This window comes from Bizionia sp. M204, assembly GCF_023205095.1.
GTDB lineage: Bacteria > Bacteroidota > Bacteroidia > Flavobacteriales > Flavobacteriaceae > Algorimicrobium > Algorimicrobium hallyeonense.
The window spans coordinates 3,230,689-3,252,854 of the sequence record NZ_CP046242.1; the positions used below are offsets into that span (position 1 = coordinate 3,230,689).

Consider the following 22,166-nt stretch of genomic DNA (forward strand, 5'->3'; position numbering starts at 1 on the left):
ACGCAGATTGTTTTATAAAATTATTTTGAGTTCAATTTTATAACGAAGTCTTTAAAAATAAGATTAGCTACGCTGAATCTGAAGATTTCTTCGCTTTGTTCTGAATGACATACCTAAATTTAAAACTCCGCATTTTGAGGTGTTCTTGGAAATGGAATCACGTCGCGAATGTTACCCATTCCTGTTGCAAACATGACCAAACGCTCAAAGCCTAAACCAAAACCGGAATGTACGGCAGTTCCGTATTTACGCAAATCTAAATACCACCATAATTCCTCTTCGTCAATATCTAGGGCTTTCATTTTTTCTTTTAAAACGTCCAAACGTTCCTCACGTTGCGAGCCACCAACCATTTCTCCAATACCAGGAAATAAGATGTCCATGGCACGAACCGTTTTTCCATCTTCATTTAAACGCATATAGAATGCTTTAATGTTTGCCGGATAATCAAATAAGATAACAGGACATTTAAAGTGCTTCTCAACTAAAAAGCGTTCGTGTTCACTTTGTAAATCAGCACCCCATTCTTCAATAATATAGTTAAATTTCTTTTTCTTATTAGGCTTGCTATTTCTTAAAATATCAATAGCTTCCGTATAACTTACACGTTTAAAATTATTATCAACCACAAATTTAATTTTCTCAATAAGCGACATTTCCGAGCGCTCTGCTTGTGGTTTTGTTTTTTCTTCGTCTAAAAGACGTTGGTCCAAAAATTCTAAATCTTCTTTATTATGCTCTAAAATGTAGCTTAAAACGGATTTCATAAAATCTTCAGCTAAATCCATATTGCCAGCTAAATCCATAAAAGCGACTTCTGGTTCAATCATCCAGAATTCGGCCAAATGGCGTGACGTGTTGGAATTTTCAGCTCTAAAGGTAGGACCAAATGTATACACTTTACCTAGAGACATGGCGTAGGTTTCAGCTTCTAACTGACCAGAAACCGTTAAATTAGTTTCTTTTCCAAAGAAATCTTTGGAGTAATCCACTTTACCATCGTCTGTTAATGGTGGATTTTTAGGATCTAAACCGGTTACTCGAAACATTTCGCCAGCACCTTCGGCATCACTCCCTGTAATAATTGGTGTGTGCATATAGTAAAAGCCATTTTCATTAAAATACTTATGAATAGCAAATGATAAGGATGAACGCAAACGCATAACGGCCCCAAAAGTGTTTGTACGGGTGCGTAAATGGGCATTTTCTCTTAAAAACTCGAAGGAGTGTTTTTTAGGTTGAATTGGGTAACTTTCCGGATCCGAATCGCCTAAAATTTCAATTTTTTTCACTTGAATTTCTAAACTTTGACCTTGCCCTTGACTTTCCGTTAATTCACCGGTAATGGAAACAGCAGCACCTGTTGTAATACGCTTTAATAGCGTTTCTTCTGTTTCTTCAAAATTAACAACACATTGGATATTATGTAAGGTGGAGCCATCATTTAAGGCTATAAATCGTTTGGATCGGAAACTTCTTACCCATCCTTTAATAATAACTTCTTGAAGGGTGTTTCCTTTTTTTAATAATTCAGCAACGGTTTGCATTTTCATTTTTATAAAAAATTAGAGGGTACAAAGATACTAGTTTTACAAGTCAAAAATCAAATGCAATTTTTGAAATTGTTTCGCTATTTATTTTAAGCCAGAAGCATTTTTTTCGATGGCATCTTCTTCATCATCATAATCATCATCTGGAATAATATTGATACTTGGTTCTTTTAAATCTTCTTTATTGGCAATACTTCGTTCCAAGGATAATAAAAGGGACGGTAATAATAATAGGTTGGATAGCATAGCAAACAAGAGTGTTGTAGATACTAATGCGCCTAGTGCAACAGTTCCACCAAAACTAGAAATGGTAAATACAGAGAACCCGAAAAACAATACAATGGAGGTGTAAAACATACTTACACCAGCTTCACGTAAAGCGGCATAAACAGATTTCTTAATTTTCCAGTTATTGGCTTGAAGTTCTTGTCTGTATTTTGCCAAAAAGTGAATGGTATCATCCACCGAAATACCAAACGCAATACTAAATACTAAAATAGTTGATGGTTTTATTGGGACTCCTAAATAACCCATTAATCCTGCCGTAATGACCAAAGGCAATAGGTTTGGGATTAATGACACAATAATCATTTTAAAGGATCGGAACATATATGCCATTAAAAGAGAAATCAATAAAATGGCTAATGATAATGAAATAGCTAAGTTTTTAACCAAAAACTTTGTTCCTTTCAAGAAAACAAGTGCTTTACCGGTTATGGTGACTTCATATTTTTCTTCAGGGAATGTTTTATCTATTTCGGTTTGAAGATTTTCCTCAATACGCTCCATTTTATCCGTGCCAATATCCTTCATGAAGGATGTGATACGGGCGTATTGACCTGTACTGTCTACAAAACTTTTTAATAGATTAACATTGGAAGACGAATTTTTTATATACGATGAAATAAATAAATTTTCCTGACTCGTCGGTAATTGATAATATTTTGGATTTCCATTTGTATAGGCTTGTTTCGCATATTTTGCTAACCCCACAATAGAAATTGGTTTTGATAATTCGGGTGTTTCTAGGATGAGCTGTTCTAATTCATCCATACGTTTTAGCGTGGCCAATTTAGTTGCGCCTTTTTTACGTTTGGTATCCACTAAAATTTCCAAAGGCATAATACCACTAAACTCTTCTTCAAAAAAGCGGATGTCCTCGAAGAATTCAGCTTCCTTGGACATATCTTCAATCAGACTACCAGAAATTTTTATCTGATAAATACCAATCATACTTACAACGAGTAAAACAATGGCTGTAATGTAAATGGTAATACGGCGTTCTTTTACCATACGCTCCATCCAATTTACAAAACCACCAATCCAACGCTTGTTTAAATGTTCTAGATGTCTATCTTTTGGATAGGGTAAAAAGGTGTAAATAATAGGGATTATAAGAAGGCATAAAATAAAAATAGCAATAATACTCAAGGAAGCTACAATACCAAACTCTTTTAATAGGGTACTTTCTGTTAAGATAAAGGTGGCAAATCCAGATGCCGTTGTTAAGTTAGTTAATAACGTGGCATTTCCAACTTTGGTAATTACACGTTGAAGGGACCGAACTTTGTTTCCATGCAGTTTAACTTCAAGTTGATATTTGTTAATTAAGAAAATGCAGTTTGGAATTCCGATAACGATAATTAAAGGCGGAATTAAAGCTGTTAAAACCGTAATCTCGTAATTCAGAAGCCCAATGATACCAAAGGTCCACATAACGCCTAAACAAACAACGAGCATGGATATGAGCGTTGCTCTAAAGGACCTGAAAAACAAAAAGAAGATTAGCGACGTTACTAAAAGCGCACCAGCAATAAAAATACCTATTTCGTCTACAATGTTTTGGGCATTTAAGGTCCGTACATATGGCATACCAGAAACCCGAACGTCCATATTGGTTTTTTCCTCAAACGCTCTAATTATTGGAATTAACTCATCAAAAACAAAATCCTTACGTGCTGCTGTATTTACAATAGCTTTATTCATGTAAATAGCCGTTCTGATTGTTTTGGTTTCTTTATTAAATAAGAAATTATCGTAGAATGGGTACTGGTTAAAGAGCTCGTTTTGAAGGGTGTCAATTTGTGATAACGAATGAATGGAGTCTTTAATAAACGGTTCTAATACAAAGCGTTCATTAACATCATCTTTAACAAGCTTTTGTAAATCTTTTAAAGAAATGACAGCATCAACCGCATCAAAGGATTTAAAACGATCGGATAAAGCGTTCCAAGCGTTCATGTTTTCAACGGTAAATAAAGTTGAATCTTTAATACCAAGAACAATCAGGTTGCCTTCTTCACCAAAAATATCAAGAAAGTTTTGATATACAACATTTACCTCATGATCATCGGGTAGCAGGTTGGCCTCGGTGTAAGTAAAACGCATGTTTTTCCACTGCAGGCTAAAAAAGATAGTTACTGCAAGGATACTAATAAGAATACCGATTTTGTTCCGCAAAATAAGTCGCGCAACAACATCCCAGAAATTTTTTGAAAATAATTTAAACATACGCTATTAAAAACAGGCGCAAAGGTAAGGAAAAGCGATGTATTACAGATGATATTGCTTTATAATGTCACGTTAAAAGTGAACTTTACCGCAATATTGTCTTCAAATTCAGGTAAATGGTAGCCACCATAGCGATAGGTGCCACTTAAACCAAAACCAAAAAGGAGTTTGTTAATTTCAAAACCAGACTCCGTATACCCTTTATCTAGTGTGCCGAAGGTAATACCTTGGTGCTTATCAATATTATTCATATTTCCAATAGCAAATCGAGATATTAAAACCAATTGTGGTTTAAAGCGACTAGCAATTTGGAAGGGTTTAAAGTAATGGCGAAATTGAACGGTTGTAAACTTATCTGAAAAGAATTCGTTAAAAAACATGGTTTCAAAACTATCAATGCCAGCAACTGAAAATCGCTGTAAAATAGTTTCTTTATTAATGTTATTTGGGTAGGCGTGATATAAATGCGATAATGGCGCATTACCGTTGGCATATCCTGCGGTTAGTACAAATCGCGTAAAGGATTCCGGTTGGTGTTTTATTTCATAAAGGGTGCGAAAATCAATTTTCGAAAAATTTAATTCACTTTTAAAAACACCGCTAACCGCTTGAGTAAATTGAAGTGAAAATTTAGGGAAACCTACTGTTGTTTCTCTTAACCGGTTTTTTACTAATGTGTACTCGCTAAACGGATTGAATTGAAAGGAAATAATAGCGGTACTTAAATTGAATTCCGAATAGGTATTGCCACCATCCAAATATTGATAATTATAAGTTGGGTTGATGTTGCTGACCGCAAACTGTAATTCCGAAAGGATTTTTGGTGTTAAAGCATGCTCAATGGAAACGGATTGTTTTATGAATTTATAGAATAAATCTATATTCAACAATCGGGGTTCAAAAAAGCTAAAGAAGCGTTTATCGGTTAAGAATTTGGAGCTACCTGTTTCTTGCAAATCGTCGGTATAATTAACATTCAACCAAGTTTGACCATTGGCATTTAATCGCGCACTACCACCAATACCGTATTTAAAACGATTATCACGAAATCCATAAGCAACATAGCTACGCACGCGGTATTTTTCAGAAAACCCATCGTTTGTTGCACCTCCAAAGCCCGTTCGGAATCCTTCGTATTGATTATATTTTATAAGATAACGCAGATCTATATCAAAGTACTTGGTTGGAAAAAAGCCATTACCCAGTTGCCTTAATAAATCTCTTTTTTTTATGGAATCTTGCTGAACAACAACCGTGTCTTTAGATGCAATAGGTGTTTGAGACTGCACACGCAAAACACATAGAATACAAAAAACAGTTAGAAAATATTTCCACATGAATAGTTGGCACGTTAATTCTATTAAAAAAGCGACGTTTTGTGTCGCTTTTTAAATTTAAACAGTCATTATTTCTTTCTCCTTGACCTCAAAAATACTGTCTATTTTCATAACGTATTTATCGGTCATCTTTTGAATATCCGTTTCAGCATTTTTCTGAAGATCTTCAGAGGTGTCCTCAAGATTTTTAATATCTGTATTGGCATCTTTTCTAGCACTTCTAATACTTACTTTAGCATCTTCTGTTTCAGCTTTTGCCTGTTTGGCTAGATTAATTCTGCGTTCTTCCGTTAATGGTGGCACGTTTATAATAATCGTATCGCCATTATTCATTGGGTTAAAACCCAAGTTAGCATGCATAATACCACGTTCAATTTCTTGAAGCATATTTTTTTCCCATGGCTGAACGGTAATGGTTCTACCATCTGGTGTGTTTACGTTGGCTACTTGGCTTAAAGGTGTTTGAGATCCGTAATAATCTACCATAACACTACCAAGCATGGCTGGACTGGCTTTACCAGCTCTAATATTTACTAATTGTTTTTCTAAATGCTTAATTGCCGCATCCATAGACTCTTTTGCCGAGTCTAATATAAATTGAATGTCTTCCATCTTTAAAGAATTTTATAAGTTTTAAACGTGTTTCAAAAAACAAGCCAAACCGTAAATGTAATATTATAAATTAACTTTTGTGCCAATATTTTCGCCAGAAACCACTTTTAATAAATTGCCTTTTTTATTCATATCAAAAACAATAATTGGCAATTCGTTTTCCTGACTTAGGGTAAAAGCAGTTGTATCCATAACCTTTAATCCTTTTCGTAACACATCATCAAAGGTGATATGATCGAATTTAATGGCTTGCGAATCTTTTTCAGGGTCTGCTGTATAAATACCATCTACACGTGTGCCTTTTAAAATAACATCGGCTTCAATTTCAATAGCTCTTAAAACGGCTGCTGAATCGGTAGTAAAATACGGATTTCCAGTTCCACCTCCAAAAATAACAACACGACCTTTTTCTAAATGACGCATGGCTTTTCTTCGGATAAAAGGTTCAGCAACTTGCTCAATATGAATAGCGGTTTGCAAACGTGTTGGTACATCAGCATTTTCCAGAGCACTCTGTAGTGCTAAACCATTTATAACTGTTGCTAACATACCCATGTGGTCACCTTGAACACGATCCATACCGTTGCTAGCACCTGCAACACCTCTAAAAATATTTCCGCCACCAATAACAATGGCAACTTGGATACCTTTATCTGTAATTTCTTTTATGTCATTAGCATATTCTGATAAACGTGCTGGATCAATACCATATTGACGATTACCCATTAATGCTTCGCCTGATAATTTTAAAAGAATTCTTTTGTATTTCATGTGTTGTTTTAGATATATAAGATTCCCACGTTTGGCAGGAATAAAGCGTTGTGCAAAGCTACATAATTTTTTTATTTTTTGAATTTTTTATAAAATGAGATTTTATACTTTAAACACGAAACATTTTTATGCTAACGAGATTTTATTTTTTTGCTAAAACTTACATGAAAAAATAAAAAAGCCTCCCAAATTAATGAAAGGCTTTCGTATATGATTGATGATTTTAAATTATCCTACAGAAACACGTTTGAAATCTGTAATGGCAACATCGCCAAAAGACTCTACATATTGTGCAACTGTTTGTTTTTCATCTTTAATAAAACGCTGATCTAATAAACATTGTTCTTGATCTAACGTGGTGTTATCTGAAATGAAACGCTCCATTTTACCTGGAAGAATTTTATCCCAAATTTGTTCTGGCTTACCTTCTGCTTTTAATTCTGCTTTTGCATCGGCTTCTGCTTGTGCTAAAACTTCTGGTGTTAATTGTGCCATAGAAATATATTGAGGTACATTTTTAAGTGTTTTACCTAAACGACCTAATTCAATATTATCTTTTTCAATAACTGCAATACGCGCTTCCGTTTCTGAAGCTATAAAAGCAGGATCGAAATTTTTGTAAGATAATGAGGTTGCTCCCATAGAAGCAACTTGCATAGAAACATCTTTTACTAAAGTTTCAGCATTATCAACTTCTTTTGATAAACCAACTAAAGCTGCAATTTTATTAATGTGAACATACTGTCCAACATAAGGTGCTTCTAATTTTTCGAAACCAGTGATTTCTAATTTTTCACCAACAACACCTGTTTGTTCAACTAATTTTTCAGCAACAGTCATACCTTTAAAATCGGCTGCTAAAAAGTCTTCTTTAGTATTAAAGTTGATAGCAACATCTGCTAACTCATTAGCTAACGCTAAAAAGCTTTCATTTTTTCCAACGAAATCAGTTTCGCAACCTAAAACAAGCGCAACACCAACAGTGTTTGCATCGTTAATTTTAGCTACTGCAGCACCTTCAGAAGAATCTCTGTCGGCTCTTTTTTCTGCAACTTTCTGACCTTTTTTACGTAATACGTCAATTGCTTTATCAAAATCGCCTTCAGCTTCTACTAAAGCTTTTTTGCAGTCCATCATACCTGCACCTGTGGCTTGTCTTAATTTATTTACTTCTGCGGCTGTTACTTTTACCATAGCTTGAAAATGTATTTTAAATTTAAAAAAGTCGTTTAACGTGTTTTCTTTACGGAAACGGTATCAAACGACTTTTCTAGTATTGTTTTACTTAAGTTTTTATTCTTCTTCGTCTTTTACAACTTCTTTTTTAGCTGCTTTTTTTGCTTTTGGTGCATCTTTGTCAGCTTTAGGAGCGTCTTTTTCTGCTTTGCGTTCTGCTAAACCATTTGCAATAGCTGCTGTAACGTGTGTTAACACTTTGTCTATAGATTTTGAAGCATCATCATTTGCAGGGATTACATAATCAACTTGACGTGGGTCAGAGTTGGTATCAACCATGGCAAAAATAGGAATGTTTAATTTTTGAGCTTCTTTAATAGCAATGTGCTCACGCTTAATATCAACAACAAATAATGCTGCTGGTAAACGTGTCATATCTGTAATAGAACCTAAATTCTTTTCTAATTTAGCACGTTGACGATCTACTTGTAAACGTTCTTTTTTAGATAATGAATTGAAAGTACCATCTTTCTTCATTCTATCAATAGTTGCCATTTTTTTAACGGCTTTTCTAATAGTAACAAAGTTTGTAAGCATTCCACCTGGCCATCTTTCAGTGATGTAAGGCATGTTGATATCTGCTGCTTTTTCAGCAACAATATCTTTAGCTTGTTTTTTAGTAGCTACAAATAAGATCTTACGACCAGATGCTGCGATTTTGCTTAACGCGTCGCCTGCTTCTTCTATTTTAGCTGCTGTTTTATAAAGATTGATAATATGGATGCCATTACGCTCCATATATACGTAAGGCGCCATGTTTGGATCCCACTTACGTGTTAGGTGACCGAAGTGTACACCTGCTTCAAGTAATTCTTTTACTTCTACTGCCATTTTGTAATAGTTTACGTTCTGTTGAATTAGCAATGATTTAGTGGTCTTTTTATAATAAAAATTGCCTGAACCATTTAGATGCTAAACTAAATCCTGTTTTTACACTAGGACAACAATAACTGTTTAATTTTTTTGTTTGAAATGTACTTTACTATGAAGTATTAAACCCCAGATAAAGTAACATTCGATAATATTAACGTTTCGAGAATTGGAATTTCTTACGCGCTTTCTTCTGTCCGAATTTCTTACGCTCCACCATTCTTGGATCTCTAGTTAACAAGCCTTCTGGCTTTAATGTCAATCTGTTTTCAGGATCTAACTCGCACATAATACGAGAAATACCTAAACGGATTGCTTCAGCTTGACCTGTAATACCACCTCCATATACATTTACTGTAATATCAAAGTTGCCATCATTGTTAGTCATAACTAAAGGTTGGTTTACTTTGTACTGTAATGTTGCAGTAGGAAAATAAACCGTCATGTCTTTTTTATTAATTGTAATCTTGCCAGTTCCTTCAGCAAGATATACACGAGCAACAGCCGTCTTTCTACGGCCAATTTTGTGAATTACTTCCATTTACTTGAATTCGTTTAAATTAATTGTTTTTGGTTTTTGCGCAGCATGCGTATGCTCTGCACCAACAACAACGTTAAGGTTACGGAATAATTCGGCACCTAATTTGTTTTTAGGTAACATTCCTTTTACTGATTTCTCTACTAATCTTGCTGGATCTTTTCCAAACAATTCAGTAGCAGTTAAACTTCTTTGTCCACCTGGATAACCTGTGTGACGGATATATGTTTTATCTGTCCACTTGTTACCTGACAAGTTGATTTTTTCCGAATTGATAACAATCACGTTATCACCGCAATCAACGTGTGGTGTGAAGTTAGGCTTATGTTTTCCTCTTAAAAGTTTTGCAACTTTAGAAGCTAAACGGCCTAATGTTTGACCTTCAGCGTCAACTAAAACCCACTCTTTATTAACAGTAGCTTTGTTGGCTGAAATCGTTTTGTAGCTTAATGTGTCCACACTTATTAATTTTTCTAATTAAACATTCCTCTCTTTAAAAGAGTTTGCAAATTTACGATTATATATTTGATTACCAAATAGAGTAGGGAGTTATTTTTGATAACTTTGTTTATATCTTTTTTGGGTTTCGTTTATGTGGTAAATATGTGTGTTTACATATTTTAATATAGGACACTATATATTAGGAGAAGAAAATGATGGATTTTGATTGAAAGTTGGTTCGTGTTTTCCTCCTTTTAATTAAAATCCATCTTTTGTATTACAATGTTTTAAAAGCTATTTTGCTTTTTTCAGTCGCTTTTCAGCTTTTTTCTCTTTAGCTGTTTTAGCTGGTTCTTTTTTTACGTTCTTTTTTGCGTCTTGACTTTTTGCCATGATAGTATGTTTTAACTGTTAGTGATTTGTTTTATCATTAATAAATTCAATTCTATAAGCGGGCATTATTGGATTACTAAAGTACGCATTTTTTATATACGTAATTTTATTAGGCTGTTTTAATTCCTATCGTAAAAGGACTTGGTATGTAGTCTGTCCAAAAATGCAATTTTAATGCAGTAGATATATTAGTATTTCAAAGGACTTAGGTTAAACATTTTATTCTGAACTCTTGCATCATTCATATTGTTTAAAGATGTGTTTTTGTTGTATTTTTATGGAAATTTAAAATTGAAGTTTATGGCCGTTATAATGTATGTGGATTTTCCCCACAAAGGCATTTGGGGAGATCAATTAGCAAATGAAATGTCGGAGCTCATTGAAAGTATCACGAAGGAACCTGGGTTTATTTGGAAATTCTGGACGGAAAATAAAGAAACCGAAGAAGCTGGAGGTGTCTATATGTTTGAAACTAGAGAAAGTGCTGAAAATTATTTAGACATGCACACTAAAAGATTGGAGCGTTTTGGGTATTCAGGAATAAGAAGTCGTGTTTTTGAATTAAATGAAAAACTATCCAAAATGGGTAAAGCGCCTTTTTAATAAAGCTATTATTTTAAAAGTGCGCATGTGGATTAACTGGTGTTGAATTGAATACCCAGAAGTTGTCAATGCGCAGTTAAATAGTGTATTAAGGGTTTTCTATTAGGAATTGGTAATGTGAATCAGGAATTTTTAATTTTTATAAATTTATATTTCACATCGTCATAAAATAAACTGATAAATAAAATGAAAGCTGCAAGAAAGAGTGTGTTTAATTCCATGTTTAATCGCGAATACACATAGCCGCCCATTAACCCGCCCAAAAAGAAAGATGAAATGATATATAAACGTAGTTTAATATTTTCTTTGAGTTTGAGTCTTTTTTGATGGTGTTTCTTAAAGAGTAAAAGTGATAAGTCAATACCTAAATCTGTAAATAAACCAGTAAGGTGTGTGGTTCTTACTACGGCATTTGAAATTTTCGTTACAAAAGAGTTTTGAAGTCCCATGGCAAAAAGTAGTAAGCATACAATCACGTTGGGCGTTTCTATTGTAATAAAATTACTAACAAGCCCAATGGATAATAAAATGACACATTCAATAATTGTCGGTATCACATAAACATTAAGTTTTTTATTTCCTTTAAACTTCTCAATTAAAAAGCTAGAGGCAAAGGAGCCAAATAGAAATGAGAAAATATATAAAAAATAAATTGTTCCTTGCCAAACTTTAAATTCGGCTACATCATTAATAAATAGCGCAAAATGACCTGTTACATGTGTGGTTAATTGTTAGAAAGATAAAAACCCCGTTACATTTACAATACCTGCTACAACAGACAGAATGGTTGCAATATGTAAATTATGTTTGGCAGTTCTGCTTTTACCTTGATGTGTAAACATGCACTTTTTTATTAATTGGGTTTTTTATTACCATATCATTGCACCATTTATTAATGCGCCTCCAACCAATTATCGCCAGTATCCATATCCACATCCAATGGAACGGATAAATTAAAAGCACTTTCCATTTCGGTCTTTACCAACGTTTTAATGGCTTCTAATTCGGGTTTGTACACATCAAAAACCAATTCATCATGTACCTGTAAGAGCATTTTGGTTTTATAATTATTGCTATTTAGTTTGTTGTAAATATTAATCATGGCTATTTTAATAATATCCGCTGCAGATCCTTGGATTGGTGCGTTTACCGCATTCCGTTCTGCAGCTCCGCGAACCACGGCGTTTCTAGAATTAATATCTTTTAGATATCGGCGTCTTCCTAAAACGGTTTGTACATAACCGTTATCGCGCGCAAAATCAACTTGTGTTCCAATATAGCGTTTCAGTTTTGGGTAGGTTTCATAATAGGTATCAATCAGTTCTTTGGCTTCGTTGCGGTTTAAATCCGTTTGATTGCTCAATCCAAAAGCGGATACACCATAGATTATTCCAAAATTAACCGTTTTGGCGTTGCTTCGTTGTTCGCGCGTGACTTCAGAAAGAGGTACATTAAAAACTTTAGAAGCGGTAGACGCATGAATATCTTCGCCATTTTTAAAGGCTTCAATCATGGTTTCTTCTTCGCTTAAAGCAGCAATAATGCGTAATTCAATTTGGCTATAATCGGCAGCTAATAAGGTGTAGTCCTCATTTCTAGGTACGAAGGCTTTTCGTACTTGCCTTCCACGTTCGGTACGGATGGGAATATTCTGTAAATTCGGATTGTTACTACTCAAACGTCCAGTGGCAGCAACGGTTTGCATATAATCCGTATGCACGCGTCCTGTTGAAGGTTCTACCTGTAGTGGCAACGCATCTACATAGGTGCTTTTTAATTTTGAAAGGCCTCTGAAATCTAAAATACTCTGAATAATTTCATGGTCTTTTGCTAAGTAGCTTAATATTTCTTCGCCAGTAGCATATTGACCTGTTTTGGTTTTTTTAGGTTTTGCAACCAATTTCATTTTATCAAATAAAATATCGCCTAATTGTTTTGGTGAGGCAATATTGAATTCTTCACCAGCTTCTTTATAGATTTTTTGTTCCAAATCGGCAATGTCTGAATTCAACTGATTGGAAAGGGAATTCAAAAATTCGGTATCTAAATTAATGCCTTCTAATTCCATAGCAGCTAAAACGCGGAGCAATGGAATTTCAATGTCATCGAATAATTTTTGAGTATTGGCTTCACCGAGTTCGTTAGTGAAAAGTTCTTTTAACTGCAAGGTAATATCAGCATCTTCAACCGCATATTCCGTTTGAATTTCTAAAGGCACATCGCGCATGCTTTTCTGATTCTTGCCCTTCTTTCCAATGAGTGTTTCTATGGAAATAGGCGAATAATTCAAATAGGTTTCAGCAAGCACATCCATATTATGGCGCATATCAGGATTTATCAGATAATGAGCCAACATGGTATCAAACAATTTACCTTTTACGGTAATGTTGTATTTAGCAAGTACCTTAATATCATACTTTAAATTCTGACCGACTTTTTCAATAGCTTCATTCTCGAAAAATGGACGCAGAGCTTCAAGTAATTCTTGTGCCTCTTCCTTGTTTTCTGAAAACGGTAAATAAAAACCTTTACCAACTTCCCATGAAAATGCAATTCCAACCAATTCAGCTGTTAGCGGATTGAGACCAGTGGTTTCGGTATCAAAACAAACCGATGTCTGATTCATTAAGTTTTTGATAAACAGTTTTATAGCCATGCCAGGCGCAATACTTTGATAGAAATGCGATGTGGTATCGGCTGTTTTTCTAGTGAAATCGTTTGTAATTTCGGCTTCTGAAGCACTTGATGGATTACCACCAAACAATGAAAATTGTCCAGCACCTGCCGAAGCTGTTTCTTTGGGCGTCGCTTTAGTGTCGGTTGTTTTTGCAGTTGTATCTGAGGCTGTTTCCTCTGGTTGAACCGCAAATGTTTTTAAGAAATTATCAATTAATCGTCTGAATTCTAATTCTTGAAAAATCTCGGTAACTTTGGCAATATCAGGGTGGTCTAATTCAAAATCTTTCGCATTAAATTCTACAGGAACATCCAGCATAATGGTTGCTAACTTTTTAGATAGCAAACCTAATTCTTTTGATGCTTCTACCTTTTCCTTCATTCTGCCTTTAAGCTCGTGGGTATTCGCAAAAAGACCTTCCATACTGCCATATGCTTTGATGAATTTTTTAGCCGTTTTTTCGCCAACGCCTGGTAATCCCGGAATATTATCAGATGCATCACCCATCATCCCTAGAAAATCGATTACTTGTTCAGGACGTTCCACGTCAAACTTTTTCTGAACTTCAGGTATTCCCCAAACTTCATAGCCACCACCAAACGATTTTGGGCGGTACATAAATATATTTTCCGAAACTAATTGGGCGAAATCTTTATCCGGCGTCACCATAAAAGTTTGATAACCTTCTTTTTCAGCTTGTTTGGAAAGTGTTCCAATAACATCATCAGCTTCAAAACCTTCCTTTACCATAATAGGAATATGCATGGCTTTCAAAATTTCCAATATATACGGAACTGCCACTTTAATGCCTTCTGGAGTTTCATCCCGATTGGCTTTGTATTCCTCGTACATTTCCACACGATCTGCGCTACCGCCTTTATCAAAACAAACCGCCAAATGGTCTGGTCGCTCACGTTTTATAACATCTAAAAGGGAATTCATAAAACCCATAATAGCAGAGGTATCTGTACCTTTGGAATTGATTCGTGGATTTTTTATAAATGCATAATAGCCGCGGAAAATAAGGGCGTAAGCATCAACTAGAAAAAGACGTTTTTGATCTGACATGAGTACGATTTAAATTGAAATTAAAACAGCGTCTTGAGCGCAGTCGAAAGGTTTCTGTTAGCATAAATAAGCCGACAAAACATTCCGAATTCGCTCTAAAAGACAAGCGCATCAAATCTACAAAAACTTATGCTTTTTTGGGTGGCATTTCATTTTCTATTTGTAATTTCCCACAGTTAAAAAACACAGAGATGAAAACATTTTCAATAGCCATTCATGGTGGTGCAGGAACCTTGGTAAAAGGCATGATGACGCCCGAGTTAGAATTGCAATACAAACAAGCCTTAAAAGCGGCTTTAGATGCTGGATATACCATTTTAGAAACCGGTGGAACAGCGGTGAATGCTGTGGAAGAAGCGGTTATGGTTTTGGAAAATTCGCCATTATTCAATGCGGGAAAAGGCAGCGTTTTTACAGCTGAAGAAACCCACGAAATGGATGCCTGTATTATGGATGGGAACACCTTAAATGCTGGAGCGGTAAGTTTAATTTCAGGAATAAAAAACCCCATTACCCTTGCAAAAGATGTCATGGAAAAAAGTGAACATGTGTTTTTAGCTGGCGAAGGCGCTATGCGTTTTGCCAAAGAGTTGGATTATAAATTAGAAGATGCGACCTATTTTTATGATGATTTTAGACATAAACAATGGTTAGAAATAAAAGATACAGATAGTTTTCAGTTGGATCACGCCAAAAAGAAAGATTCAAAATTTGGAACTGTTGGAGCAGTAGCTTGCGATCAAGATGGGAACATTGCAGCGGCAACATCTACAGGAGGCATGACCAATAAAAAATGGGGTCGCGTTGGCGATAGCCCTATGGTTGGTGCTGGAAATTATGCTAATAATAAAACCTGTGCTATTTCATGTACAGGAAGTGGTGAGTTTTTTATTCGCGGTGTTGTAGCTTATGATGTGGCTTGTTTAATAGAACATAAAAATATGAGTTTGCAGGATGCAGCGCATGAAGTCATCAACAAACGTATTTTAGAAATTGGTGGTGATGGCGGATTAATTGCTGTAGATACCAAGGGAAATATTGCGATGCCATTTAATACAGAAGGCATGTATCGTGGGCAAAAAACCTCGTTAGGTGTTCATGAGATTTCTATTTATAAATAAAATTCCTGCGCAGGCAGGAATCTTGTATTTACTAAAACAGTATTTAAATCAAAACACCCGTATTACATCAAGCAAACGGGTCGCGCTGTATTTAAGAAACATACATTGTTATTCCTTTTTGGGCGTTACCTAAAGGTCGCGCTTTCCGCTATATCTTTTTTTCGTATCTCAAAAAAGGATGCCGCTTCAATCGCTAACGCAGTAAGTTAGAATAAACCTAATAATTTATAGGCATTGAAAATCGAGATTCCTCCTTGCGCAGGAATTTATTTAAATAAAATCAGCTTCTATAGGTAATACCGTTACTTTATGATTGGTAATATCATATTGATCACCATTGGCTAAAATGTGAAGGGTTAAATTTGCCATGGTCATTGGTGTGCCTTCTTCCAATACACGTTGATTGTTGAGGGTGAGTGTTTTGCCATCAAAAACAATAACCATTCCGGAACCAATAACGGTACAGTTCTCACCATTTTTTATAATCATACCCGTATCTTCCGCTAAACCAAAGCCTGTTTTTTCAGGGAATTTAGCAATAGCCTCCGTGATACGGCCAAAACGTCCGCGTTGAATAAAATGCGTGTCAATTACTAATTCGGGAATTAAACCTAATCCTTTGCGCATTTTTACGGCGCCTTTTACAAATGATTTTGCAGCACTTCCTCCAGCAATCATTTCTTCAGACATGGCCATGGCGCCTGCACTCGTTCCCGCTATAACAAAGCCTTCGTCATTTTTATAACGTTCCATTAAAATAGTATGGATGGTTGAGCCACCAATGTATTTCGCTATTTTTGATTGATCACCGCCCGAAAACATGATACAGTCGGCAGTCTTAATATGATCAATAAAATCGGCTCTTTCAGAATCTGCTTGAGATCTAATATCTAGCACTGTAACATTTCGGCAGCCTAAAGTTGCAAAAGCTGTTAAATAGTTTTCACCCACTTCCACAGGAATACTAGATGCGGTTGGGATCACAATTATTTTAGCTTGCTTCCCTCCAGCTTCATACACCACGTGAGCTAAAATTCCTTCCTCAACGTAATCTAATCTATGGATTTCATCATCTTCAAACCCCTTATCTTCATTTCCACCAATGGGAATTAGTGTTCCTTTTATTTGTTGCATGCCTATTAATTTGTCGTTATAATATGATTATACAAAATCAGATTACAAAACTAAACTTATTTAGTTAAAAAATTATATATTTATCACTATTCATTTTCCCAACCTAAATAACACTTTACATGAAAATAAGAGAAATCAATGCCATGAGAGGGCCAAATTATTGGTCTATACGTCGTCATAAATTAATAGTTATGGTTTTGGACCTTCAAGAAATGGAGGAAAGGCCATCTAATAAAATTGATGGATTTTATGAGCGACTAACAGCAATGTTTCCTACTATGTATGAGCATCGGTGTTCGGTTGGTGAAGCGGGCGGCTTTTTTCAACGTGTAAAGGATGGTACATGGATGGGTCATATTATAGAACATATTGCTCTTGAAATTCAAACACTTGCAGGTATGGATGTAGGTTTTGGTAGAACGCGCGGTTATGGTGAAGATGGTGTTTATAGTGTCGTTTTTGCCTATATGGAGGAATCTGTGGGACGCTATGCAGCAAAAGTTTCTGTAGATATTTGCGAAGCTTTAATTGCTGGCGAAGACTATGATATGACAGATGATATTCAACATATGCGTGAATTGCGTGAAAGTGATAGATTAGGTCCAAGTACTGGATCCATTGTTGAAGAAGCCGAAGCACGTGGTATTCCATGGATTCGCATGAATAAATATTCATTATGTCAATTGGGTTATGGCGCCAATCAAAAACGGATTCAGGCAACAGTAACATCTGAAACGAGTAGTATTGGTGTGGAATTGGCATGTGATAAGGAAGACACCAAATTCCTTTTAGAACAAGCCGAAGTAGAAGTGCCGCGTGGTGATATTATTCGTCGTGAACGCAGTTTGGAAGACGCTTGCAATTATGTTGGTTATCCTTTGGTTATTAAGCCTATTGATGGTAACCATGGTCGCGGAATAACAGTGGATATAAGAAATTATGATGATGCATTAGTGGCTTTTCATCATGCAAAAGAAAGCTCCAAAAGTGGGGCGATTATCGTAGAAAAATTTATAATTGGAGAGGATTATCGATTATTAGTCATCAATAATAAATTAGTGGCAGCCGCTAAACGAACGCCTGCACATGTAATTGGAGATGGAAAATCAACCGTTCAAGAGTTGGTAGATATCGTTAATTCAGATCCAAGACGAGGGTATGGTCATGAAAATGTATTGACGCAAATTACTATAAACGATTTAACCAAAAACATAATTAAAGATGCTGGTTACACAGTAGATTCCGTGCTCCCTAAAGATGAAATGCTCATTTTAAAAGATACGGCTAATTTAAGTACTGGCGGCACTGCGGAAGATGTCACCGATATTGTGCATCCTGCAAATGTGAGTATGGCTGAACGTATTTCAAAAATAATAGATTTAGATATTTGTGGTATTGATGTCATGACAACAGATATTACTCAACCACTTTCAGAAACCGGAGGTGCTGTTTTAGAAGTTAATGCAGGACCAGGATTTAGAATGCATTTGGCGCCAACCAAAGGTTTGCCACGAAATGTTGCCGGTCATGTAATTGATAAATTGTTCCCTAATCCAGGTGATACTGGACGAATTCCAATTGTTGCTATTACAGGAACAAATGGTAAAACGACCACCACACGATTAATGGCGCATATTGCAAAAATGAAAGGTTATCGCGTTGGTTATACTACTAGTGATGGTGTGTACATTCAAAACCGATTACTCATGACAGGCGATTGTACAGGGCCTGCGAGTGCCGAATTTGTATTGAAAGATCCTACAGTAAACTTTGCTGTTTTAGAATGTGCAAGAGGTGGTTTATTGCGTGCTGGACTCGGTTTTAAAAAATGTAATGTGGGTATTGTTACCAATGTGGCCGCTGATCATTTAGGCCTAAAAGGTATTCATACAATTGAGCAATTAGCGAAAGCCAAAGGCGTTATTCCAGAAACCGTTTTGCCAGATGGTTATGCTATTTTAAATGCGGATGATGATTTGGTTTACGATATGCGTCGTTCCGTAAATTGTCATGTAGCCTTGTTTTCCATGGATGAAAATAATCCACGCATAAAAGCTATGCAACGCTTAAATGGTATTACGGCCATATATGAAGATGGTTATGTAACTATTTGTCGTGGCGAATGGAAAATGCGCATCATGAAAGCGGAGAATATTCCATTAACCTATGGCGGAAAAGCACCATTTATGATTCAGAATGTGTTAGCTGCTATTTTGGCTGCACACGTTCAAGGAATTAGTATTGAAGATATGAAAGCTGGTTTAGAAACCTTTATACCTTCAGCAACACAAACACCAGGTCGTCTGAATTTATTCGAATTTAAAAACTTTACTATTTTGTTAGATTATGCTCATAATCCAGCAGGTATGTTGGCTTTAAAGAAATTTACAGATACTATGGAATGTTCTGTAAAAGTGGGCATTATTGCCGGCGTAGGTGATAGGCGTGATGAAGATACAAACCAAATTGGCAGTATTGCGGCAGAGATGTTTGATGAAATTATCATCCGTCAGGATAAACGATTACGTGGAAGAACGGAAGAAGAGCTTATTAATTTATTAAATGAAGGTATTCAATCCAAAGATCCTAATAAGAAGACAACCATAATTCCTTCAGAAAAAGAAGCGATAACCTTTGCCGTTAATAATGCGGTTAAAGATTCCTTAATTATATTATGTAGCGATGTCATTCCAGATGCTTTGGAACTCGTTCAGAAATTTAAAGAACAAGATACCAAAGGCGAACCCTTTAATGCCGATTAATAATTATATGAGTCAAGAAAATCCTTTTTTAGAATTATTTCAAAAGCAAAAAGTACATCAATTTAAAATTGGCAATACATCTCATAAAGAACGTATTGCCAAATTGAAGCGTTTACAAAATGCGTTAGAAAAAACGTATAAACAAGACATTCGCGAAGCACTGTATCAAGATTTTAAAAAGCCGCATTTGGAAACCGATTTAACCGAAATTTATCCTGTTGTAGATGAAATAAAATTTGCCATTTCCAATTTGAAATCTTGGTTAAAACATGAAAAAGTAGCCACACCTGTATCATTGTTGGGAAGTAGCTCCTATATTGTTAATGAGCCAAAAGGTGTGTGTTTAATTATTTCCCCTTGGAATTACCCTATTAATTTAACGTTTGCCCCTTTGGTTTCGGCCATTGCTGGAGGCAATACAGTTATTTTAAAACCATCTGAAATGACGCCAAATACGTCAAAATTAATGTCGAAAATAGTGTCCGATGTATTTGAAGAAAATGAAATTGCCTTGGTTGAAGGTGAAGTAGAAACAGCTTCTGCTTTATTAGAACTGCCTTTTAATCATATATTCTTCACCGGTTCGCCAGCGGTGGGAAAAATTGTAATGAAAGCGGCGTCTAAAAACTTAACGTCTGTAACTTTAGAATTAGGTGGGAAATCGCCAGCTATCATTGATGATTCTTCTAATTTAGAAAAAGCCGTTCAAAAAATCGTTTACGGTAAATGTACCAATGCAGGGCAAACTTGTATTGCACCAGATTATGTGTTAATCCAAGAGTCACTTAAACCAGATTTTATAAAATTATTCAAAAAAGAAATTCAAGCTTTTTATTCCGAGAATCCTGAAAGTTCAGATTCTTACAGCCGGATTGTAAACAGTAAACATTTTGAACGTTTAACCAACAGCTTGGAAGATGCGAAACAAAAAGGAAGTGTTATTGAATCGGGCGGCAGAACAAATGCATCAGACTGTTATATTGAGCCAACATTAGTAAGTGGACTTCCAGAAGATGCCACGTTGATGCAGGAAGAAATTTTCGGACCTATTTTACCACTAAAAACCTATAAAACCATCGAGGAAGCGGTTGATTATGTAAATTCAAACGAAAAACCTTTGGCGCTTTATATATTTAGTAAAAAAAATAAAGTAGTTGATTATGTTATTCAAAACACACGAGCCGGAAGCACCTGTGTCAATCATAATTTGTTGCAGTTTTTAAATCATAATTTACCCTTTGGAGGTTCCAATAATAGTGGGATTGGAAAAAGCCATGGTATTTTCGGGTTTCGCGAATTTACCAATCAACGATCCGTTTTAAAACAACATACTATTGGTGCTGTGGATTTGCTGATGCCACCTTATACTAACTGGAAACAAAAGTTGGTGGATTTAACCATTAAGTGGTTTTAATTGTCATTGCGAGGACGAAGGACGTGGCAATCTTAAGTGGCAATGAAAAATTAGTGGAATATTAATTTTTCACATCATTTTACGTGTTTTGAACGAAAAGCTCTAAATACTCTAGATTACTATTCTTTCAAAAAATAATCCGACTGAATCTGCTCATTCACACCATCTTGAAATTTGGTCATACTAAACCATTGGTGAATGGAATAACTGCCTGTTTCGCCTTGCTTGTTAACAGCAATATAGCCGACTTGAAAATTCTTATAATCGCTATTGGGTTTTTTTACAATCCGTTTAATGGCTTCTTCACAGGCTTCTTGTGGTGATTTGCCTTGGCGCATCAATTCAACCACCAAAAAGCTGCCAACAGTTTTTACCACTTCTTCACCTAAACCTGTAGCCACACAACCACCAATCTCATTATCGATAAACAAACCAGAGCCAATAATTGGGCTATCACCAACGCGTCCAGCCATTTTATAAGCCAAACCACTGGTGGTACAAGCGCCAGAAATATCGCCATTTTTATCAATAGCTAGCATACCAATCGTATCGTGGTTTTCTATATTGATAATGGGTTTGTATTTGGATTCTTTTTTCCATTCCTCCCAAGCTTTTTTAGCAGAATCAGTTAATAGATTTTCTTTTTTAAAACCCAATTCATAAGCAAATTGTTCGGCACCTTTTCCAGCTAACATAACATGAGGCGTGTCCTCCATAACTTTTCTAGCAATGGAAACCGCGTGGGTAATGTTTTGAAGGTAAACTACAGAGCCACAATCTCCATCTTTATTCATAATGCAGGCGTCAAGAGTTACATTTCCTTCACGATCTGGTAAACCACCTTTACCAACGGATTGATTTTTAACATCAGCTTCTTCCACCATGCAGCCTTGTTCTACTGCATCTAAAGCAGTTCCACCATTTTGTAAAATTTCCATGGCTTTGGCAGTTGCATTTTCAACATGCCATGTGGCAATAACTAAAGGTAAAGTGGTTGAATTTTTTGAAATGTTTTTAAAAGAAGTTTCGGCATAGCTCACTAAAGAGTTTCCAACTGCGAGTCCTACACCTGTAAGTGATGCGTTTTTTATAAAGTTTCTACGTTTCATACGAGTTGTTTTTTATAAT

17 protein-coding genes are annotated in these 22,166 nt (G+C 35.6%); 4 read left to right on the forward strand and 13 right to left on the reverse strand.

Annotated elements, in window-relative coordinates; translation table 11 throughout:
* Positions 1–119: 119 nt before the first annotated feature.
* The 9 genes from asnS to rplM all read right to left on the reverse strand — a co-directional run bounded on the left by asnS (position 120) and on the right by rplM (position 9,884).
* Entirely contained in the window at positions 120–1,553 is a 1,434-nt protein-coding gene (gene asnS / locus GMA17_RS14825; RefSeq protein ID WP_248397537.1) for an asparagine--tRNA ligase, read from the reverse strand.
* Between the two features lie 81 nt (positions 1,554–1,634).
* Positions 1,635–4,061: an RND family transporter gene (locus tag GMA17_RS14830; RefSeq protein ID WP_248397539.1), complete on the reverse strand. Its 2,427-nt coding sequence runs from the start codon at positions 4,059–4,061 to the stop codon at positions 1,635–1,637.
* A 59-nt stretch (positions 4,062–4,120) separates the two neighbouring features.
* Positions 4,121–5,350 (reverse strand): hypothetical protein, encoded by a 1,230-nt coding sequence (locus GMA17_RS14835; RefSeq protein ID WP_248397541.1) that lies wholly within the window; start codon positions 5,348–5,350, stop codon positions 4,121–4,123.
* 105 nt (positions 5,351–5,455) lie between these two features.
* Positions 5,456–6,010 (reverse strand): ribosome recycling factor, encoded by a 555-nt coding sequence (gene frr, locus GMA17_RS14840; protein WP_248397543.1) that lies wholly within the window; start codon positions 6,008–6,010, stop codon positions 5,456–5,458.
* Positions 6,011–6,073: 63 nt separating this feature from the next.
* Positions 6,074–6,781 carry a UMP kinase gene (gene pyrH, locus GMA17_RS14845; RefSeq protein WP_248397545.1) on the reverse strand — a complete coding sequence of 236 codons (708 nt, stop codon included), beginning with the start codon at positions 6,779–6,781 and terminating at the stop codon, positions 6,074–6,076.
* 228 nt (positions 6,782–7,009) lie between these two features.
* Complete coding sequence (gene tsf, locus GMA17_RS14850) at positions 7,010–7,975, reverse strand: translation elongation factor Ts (RefSeq protein WP_248397547.1); 966 nt, start codon at positions 7,973–7,975, stop codon at positions 7,010–7,012.
* 99 nt (positions 7,976–8,074) lie between these two features.
* The gene (gene rpsB / locus GMA17_RS14855) at positions 8,075–8,848 is read right to left on the reverse strand and encodes a 30S ribosomal protein S2 (RefSeq protein ID WP_248397549.1); all 774 of its coding nucleotides are present in this window, start codon (positions 8,846–8,848) and stop codon (positions 8,075–8,077) included.
* Between the two features lie 193 nt (positions 8,849–9,041).
* Positions 9,042–9,428, reverse strand: a complete 387-nt coding sequence (gene rpsI / locus GMA17_RS14860) for a 30S ribosomal protein S9 (protein ID WP_248397551.1) — start codon at positions 9,426–9,428, stop codon at positions 9,042–9,044.
* Entirely contained in the window at positions 9,429–9,884 is a 456-nt protein-coding gene (gene rplM / locus GMA17_RS14865; protein WP_248397553.1) for a 50S ribosomal protein L13, read from the reverse strand.
* Between the two features lie 675 nt (positions 9,885–10,559).
* Between rplM and GMA17_RS14870 the strand changes: the two genes are divergently transcribed.
* The gene (locus GMA17_RS14870; protein WP_248397555.1) at positions 10,560–10,862 is read left to right on the forward strand and encodes a monooxygenase; all 303 of its coding nucleotides are present in this window, start codon (positions 10,560–10,562) and stop codon (positions 10,860–10,862) included.
* A 122-nt stretch (positions 10,863–10,984) separates the two neighbouring features.
* Here GMA17_RS14870 and GMA17_RS14875 read toward each other — a convergent pair whose 3' ends face one another.
* Together GMA17_RS14875 and polA are read right to left on the reverse strand one after the other, a co-directional pair.
* Complete coding sequence (locus GMA17_RS14875) at positions 10,985–11,554, reverse strand: YoaK family protein (protein WP_371922439.1); 570 nt, start codon at positions 11,552–11,554, stop codon at positions 10,985–10,987.
* Between the two features lie 200 nt (positions 11,555–11,754).
* Positions 11,755–14,607, reverse strand: coding sequence for a DNA polymerase I (gene polA / locus GMA17_RS14880; RefSeq protein WP_248397557.1), 2,853 nt, complete (start codon positions 14,605–14,607; stop codon positions 11,755–11,757).
* Between the two features lie 191 nt (positions 14,608–14,798).
* On the opposite strand from polA, the gene GMA17_RS14885 reads away from it, so the two are divergent.
* Complete coding sequence (locus GMA17_RS14885; RefSeq protein WP_248397559.1) at positions 14,799–15,728, forward strand: isoaspartyl peptidase/L-asparaginase family protein; 930 nt, start codon at positions 14,799–14,801, stop codon at positions 15,726–15,728.
* Positions 15,729–15,998: 270 nt separating this feature from the next.
* On the opposite strand, the gene GMA17_RS14890 is transcribed toward GMA17_RS14885, so the two are convergent.
* Positions 15,999–16,862: a cyanophycinase gene (locus tag GMA17_RS14890; protein WP_248397561.1), complete on the reverse strand. Its 864-nt coding sequence runs from the start codon at positions 16,860–16,862 to the stop codon at positions 15,999–16,001.
* A 119-nt stretch (positions 16,863–16,981) separates the two neighbouring features.
* On the opposite strand from GMA17_RS14890, the gene cphA reads away from it, so the two are divergent.
* Together cphA and GMA17_RS14900 are read left to right on the forward strand one after the other, a co-directional pair.
* Positions 16,982–19,624, forward strand: a complete 2,643-nt coding sequence (cphA, locus tag GMA17_RS14895; RefSeq protein WP_248397563.1) for a cyanophycin synthetase — start codon at positions 16,982–16,984, stop codon at positions 19,622–19,624.
* A 7-nt stretch (positions 19,625–19,631) separates the two neighbouring features.
* A complete protein-coding gene (locus GMA17_RS14900) occupies positions 19,632–21,038 on the forward strand; it encodes an aldehyde dehydrogenase family protein (RefSeq protein WP_248397566.1) in 1,407 nt (468 codons plus the stop codon).
* A gap of 119 nt (positions 21,039–21,157) precedes the next feature.
* On the opposite strand, the gene GMA17_RS14905 is transcribed toward GMA17_RS14900, so the two are convergent.
* Positions 21,158–22,147, reverse strand: coding sequence for an isoaspartyl peptidase/L-asparaginase family protein (locus GMA17_RS14905; protein WP_248397568.1), 990 nt, complete (start codon positions 22,145–22,147; stop codon positions 21,158–21,160).
* Between the last annotated feature and the right edge of the window lie 19 nt (positions 22,148–22,166).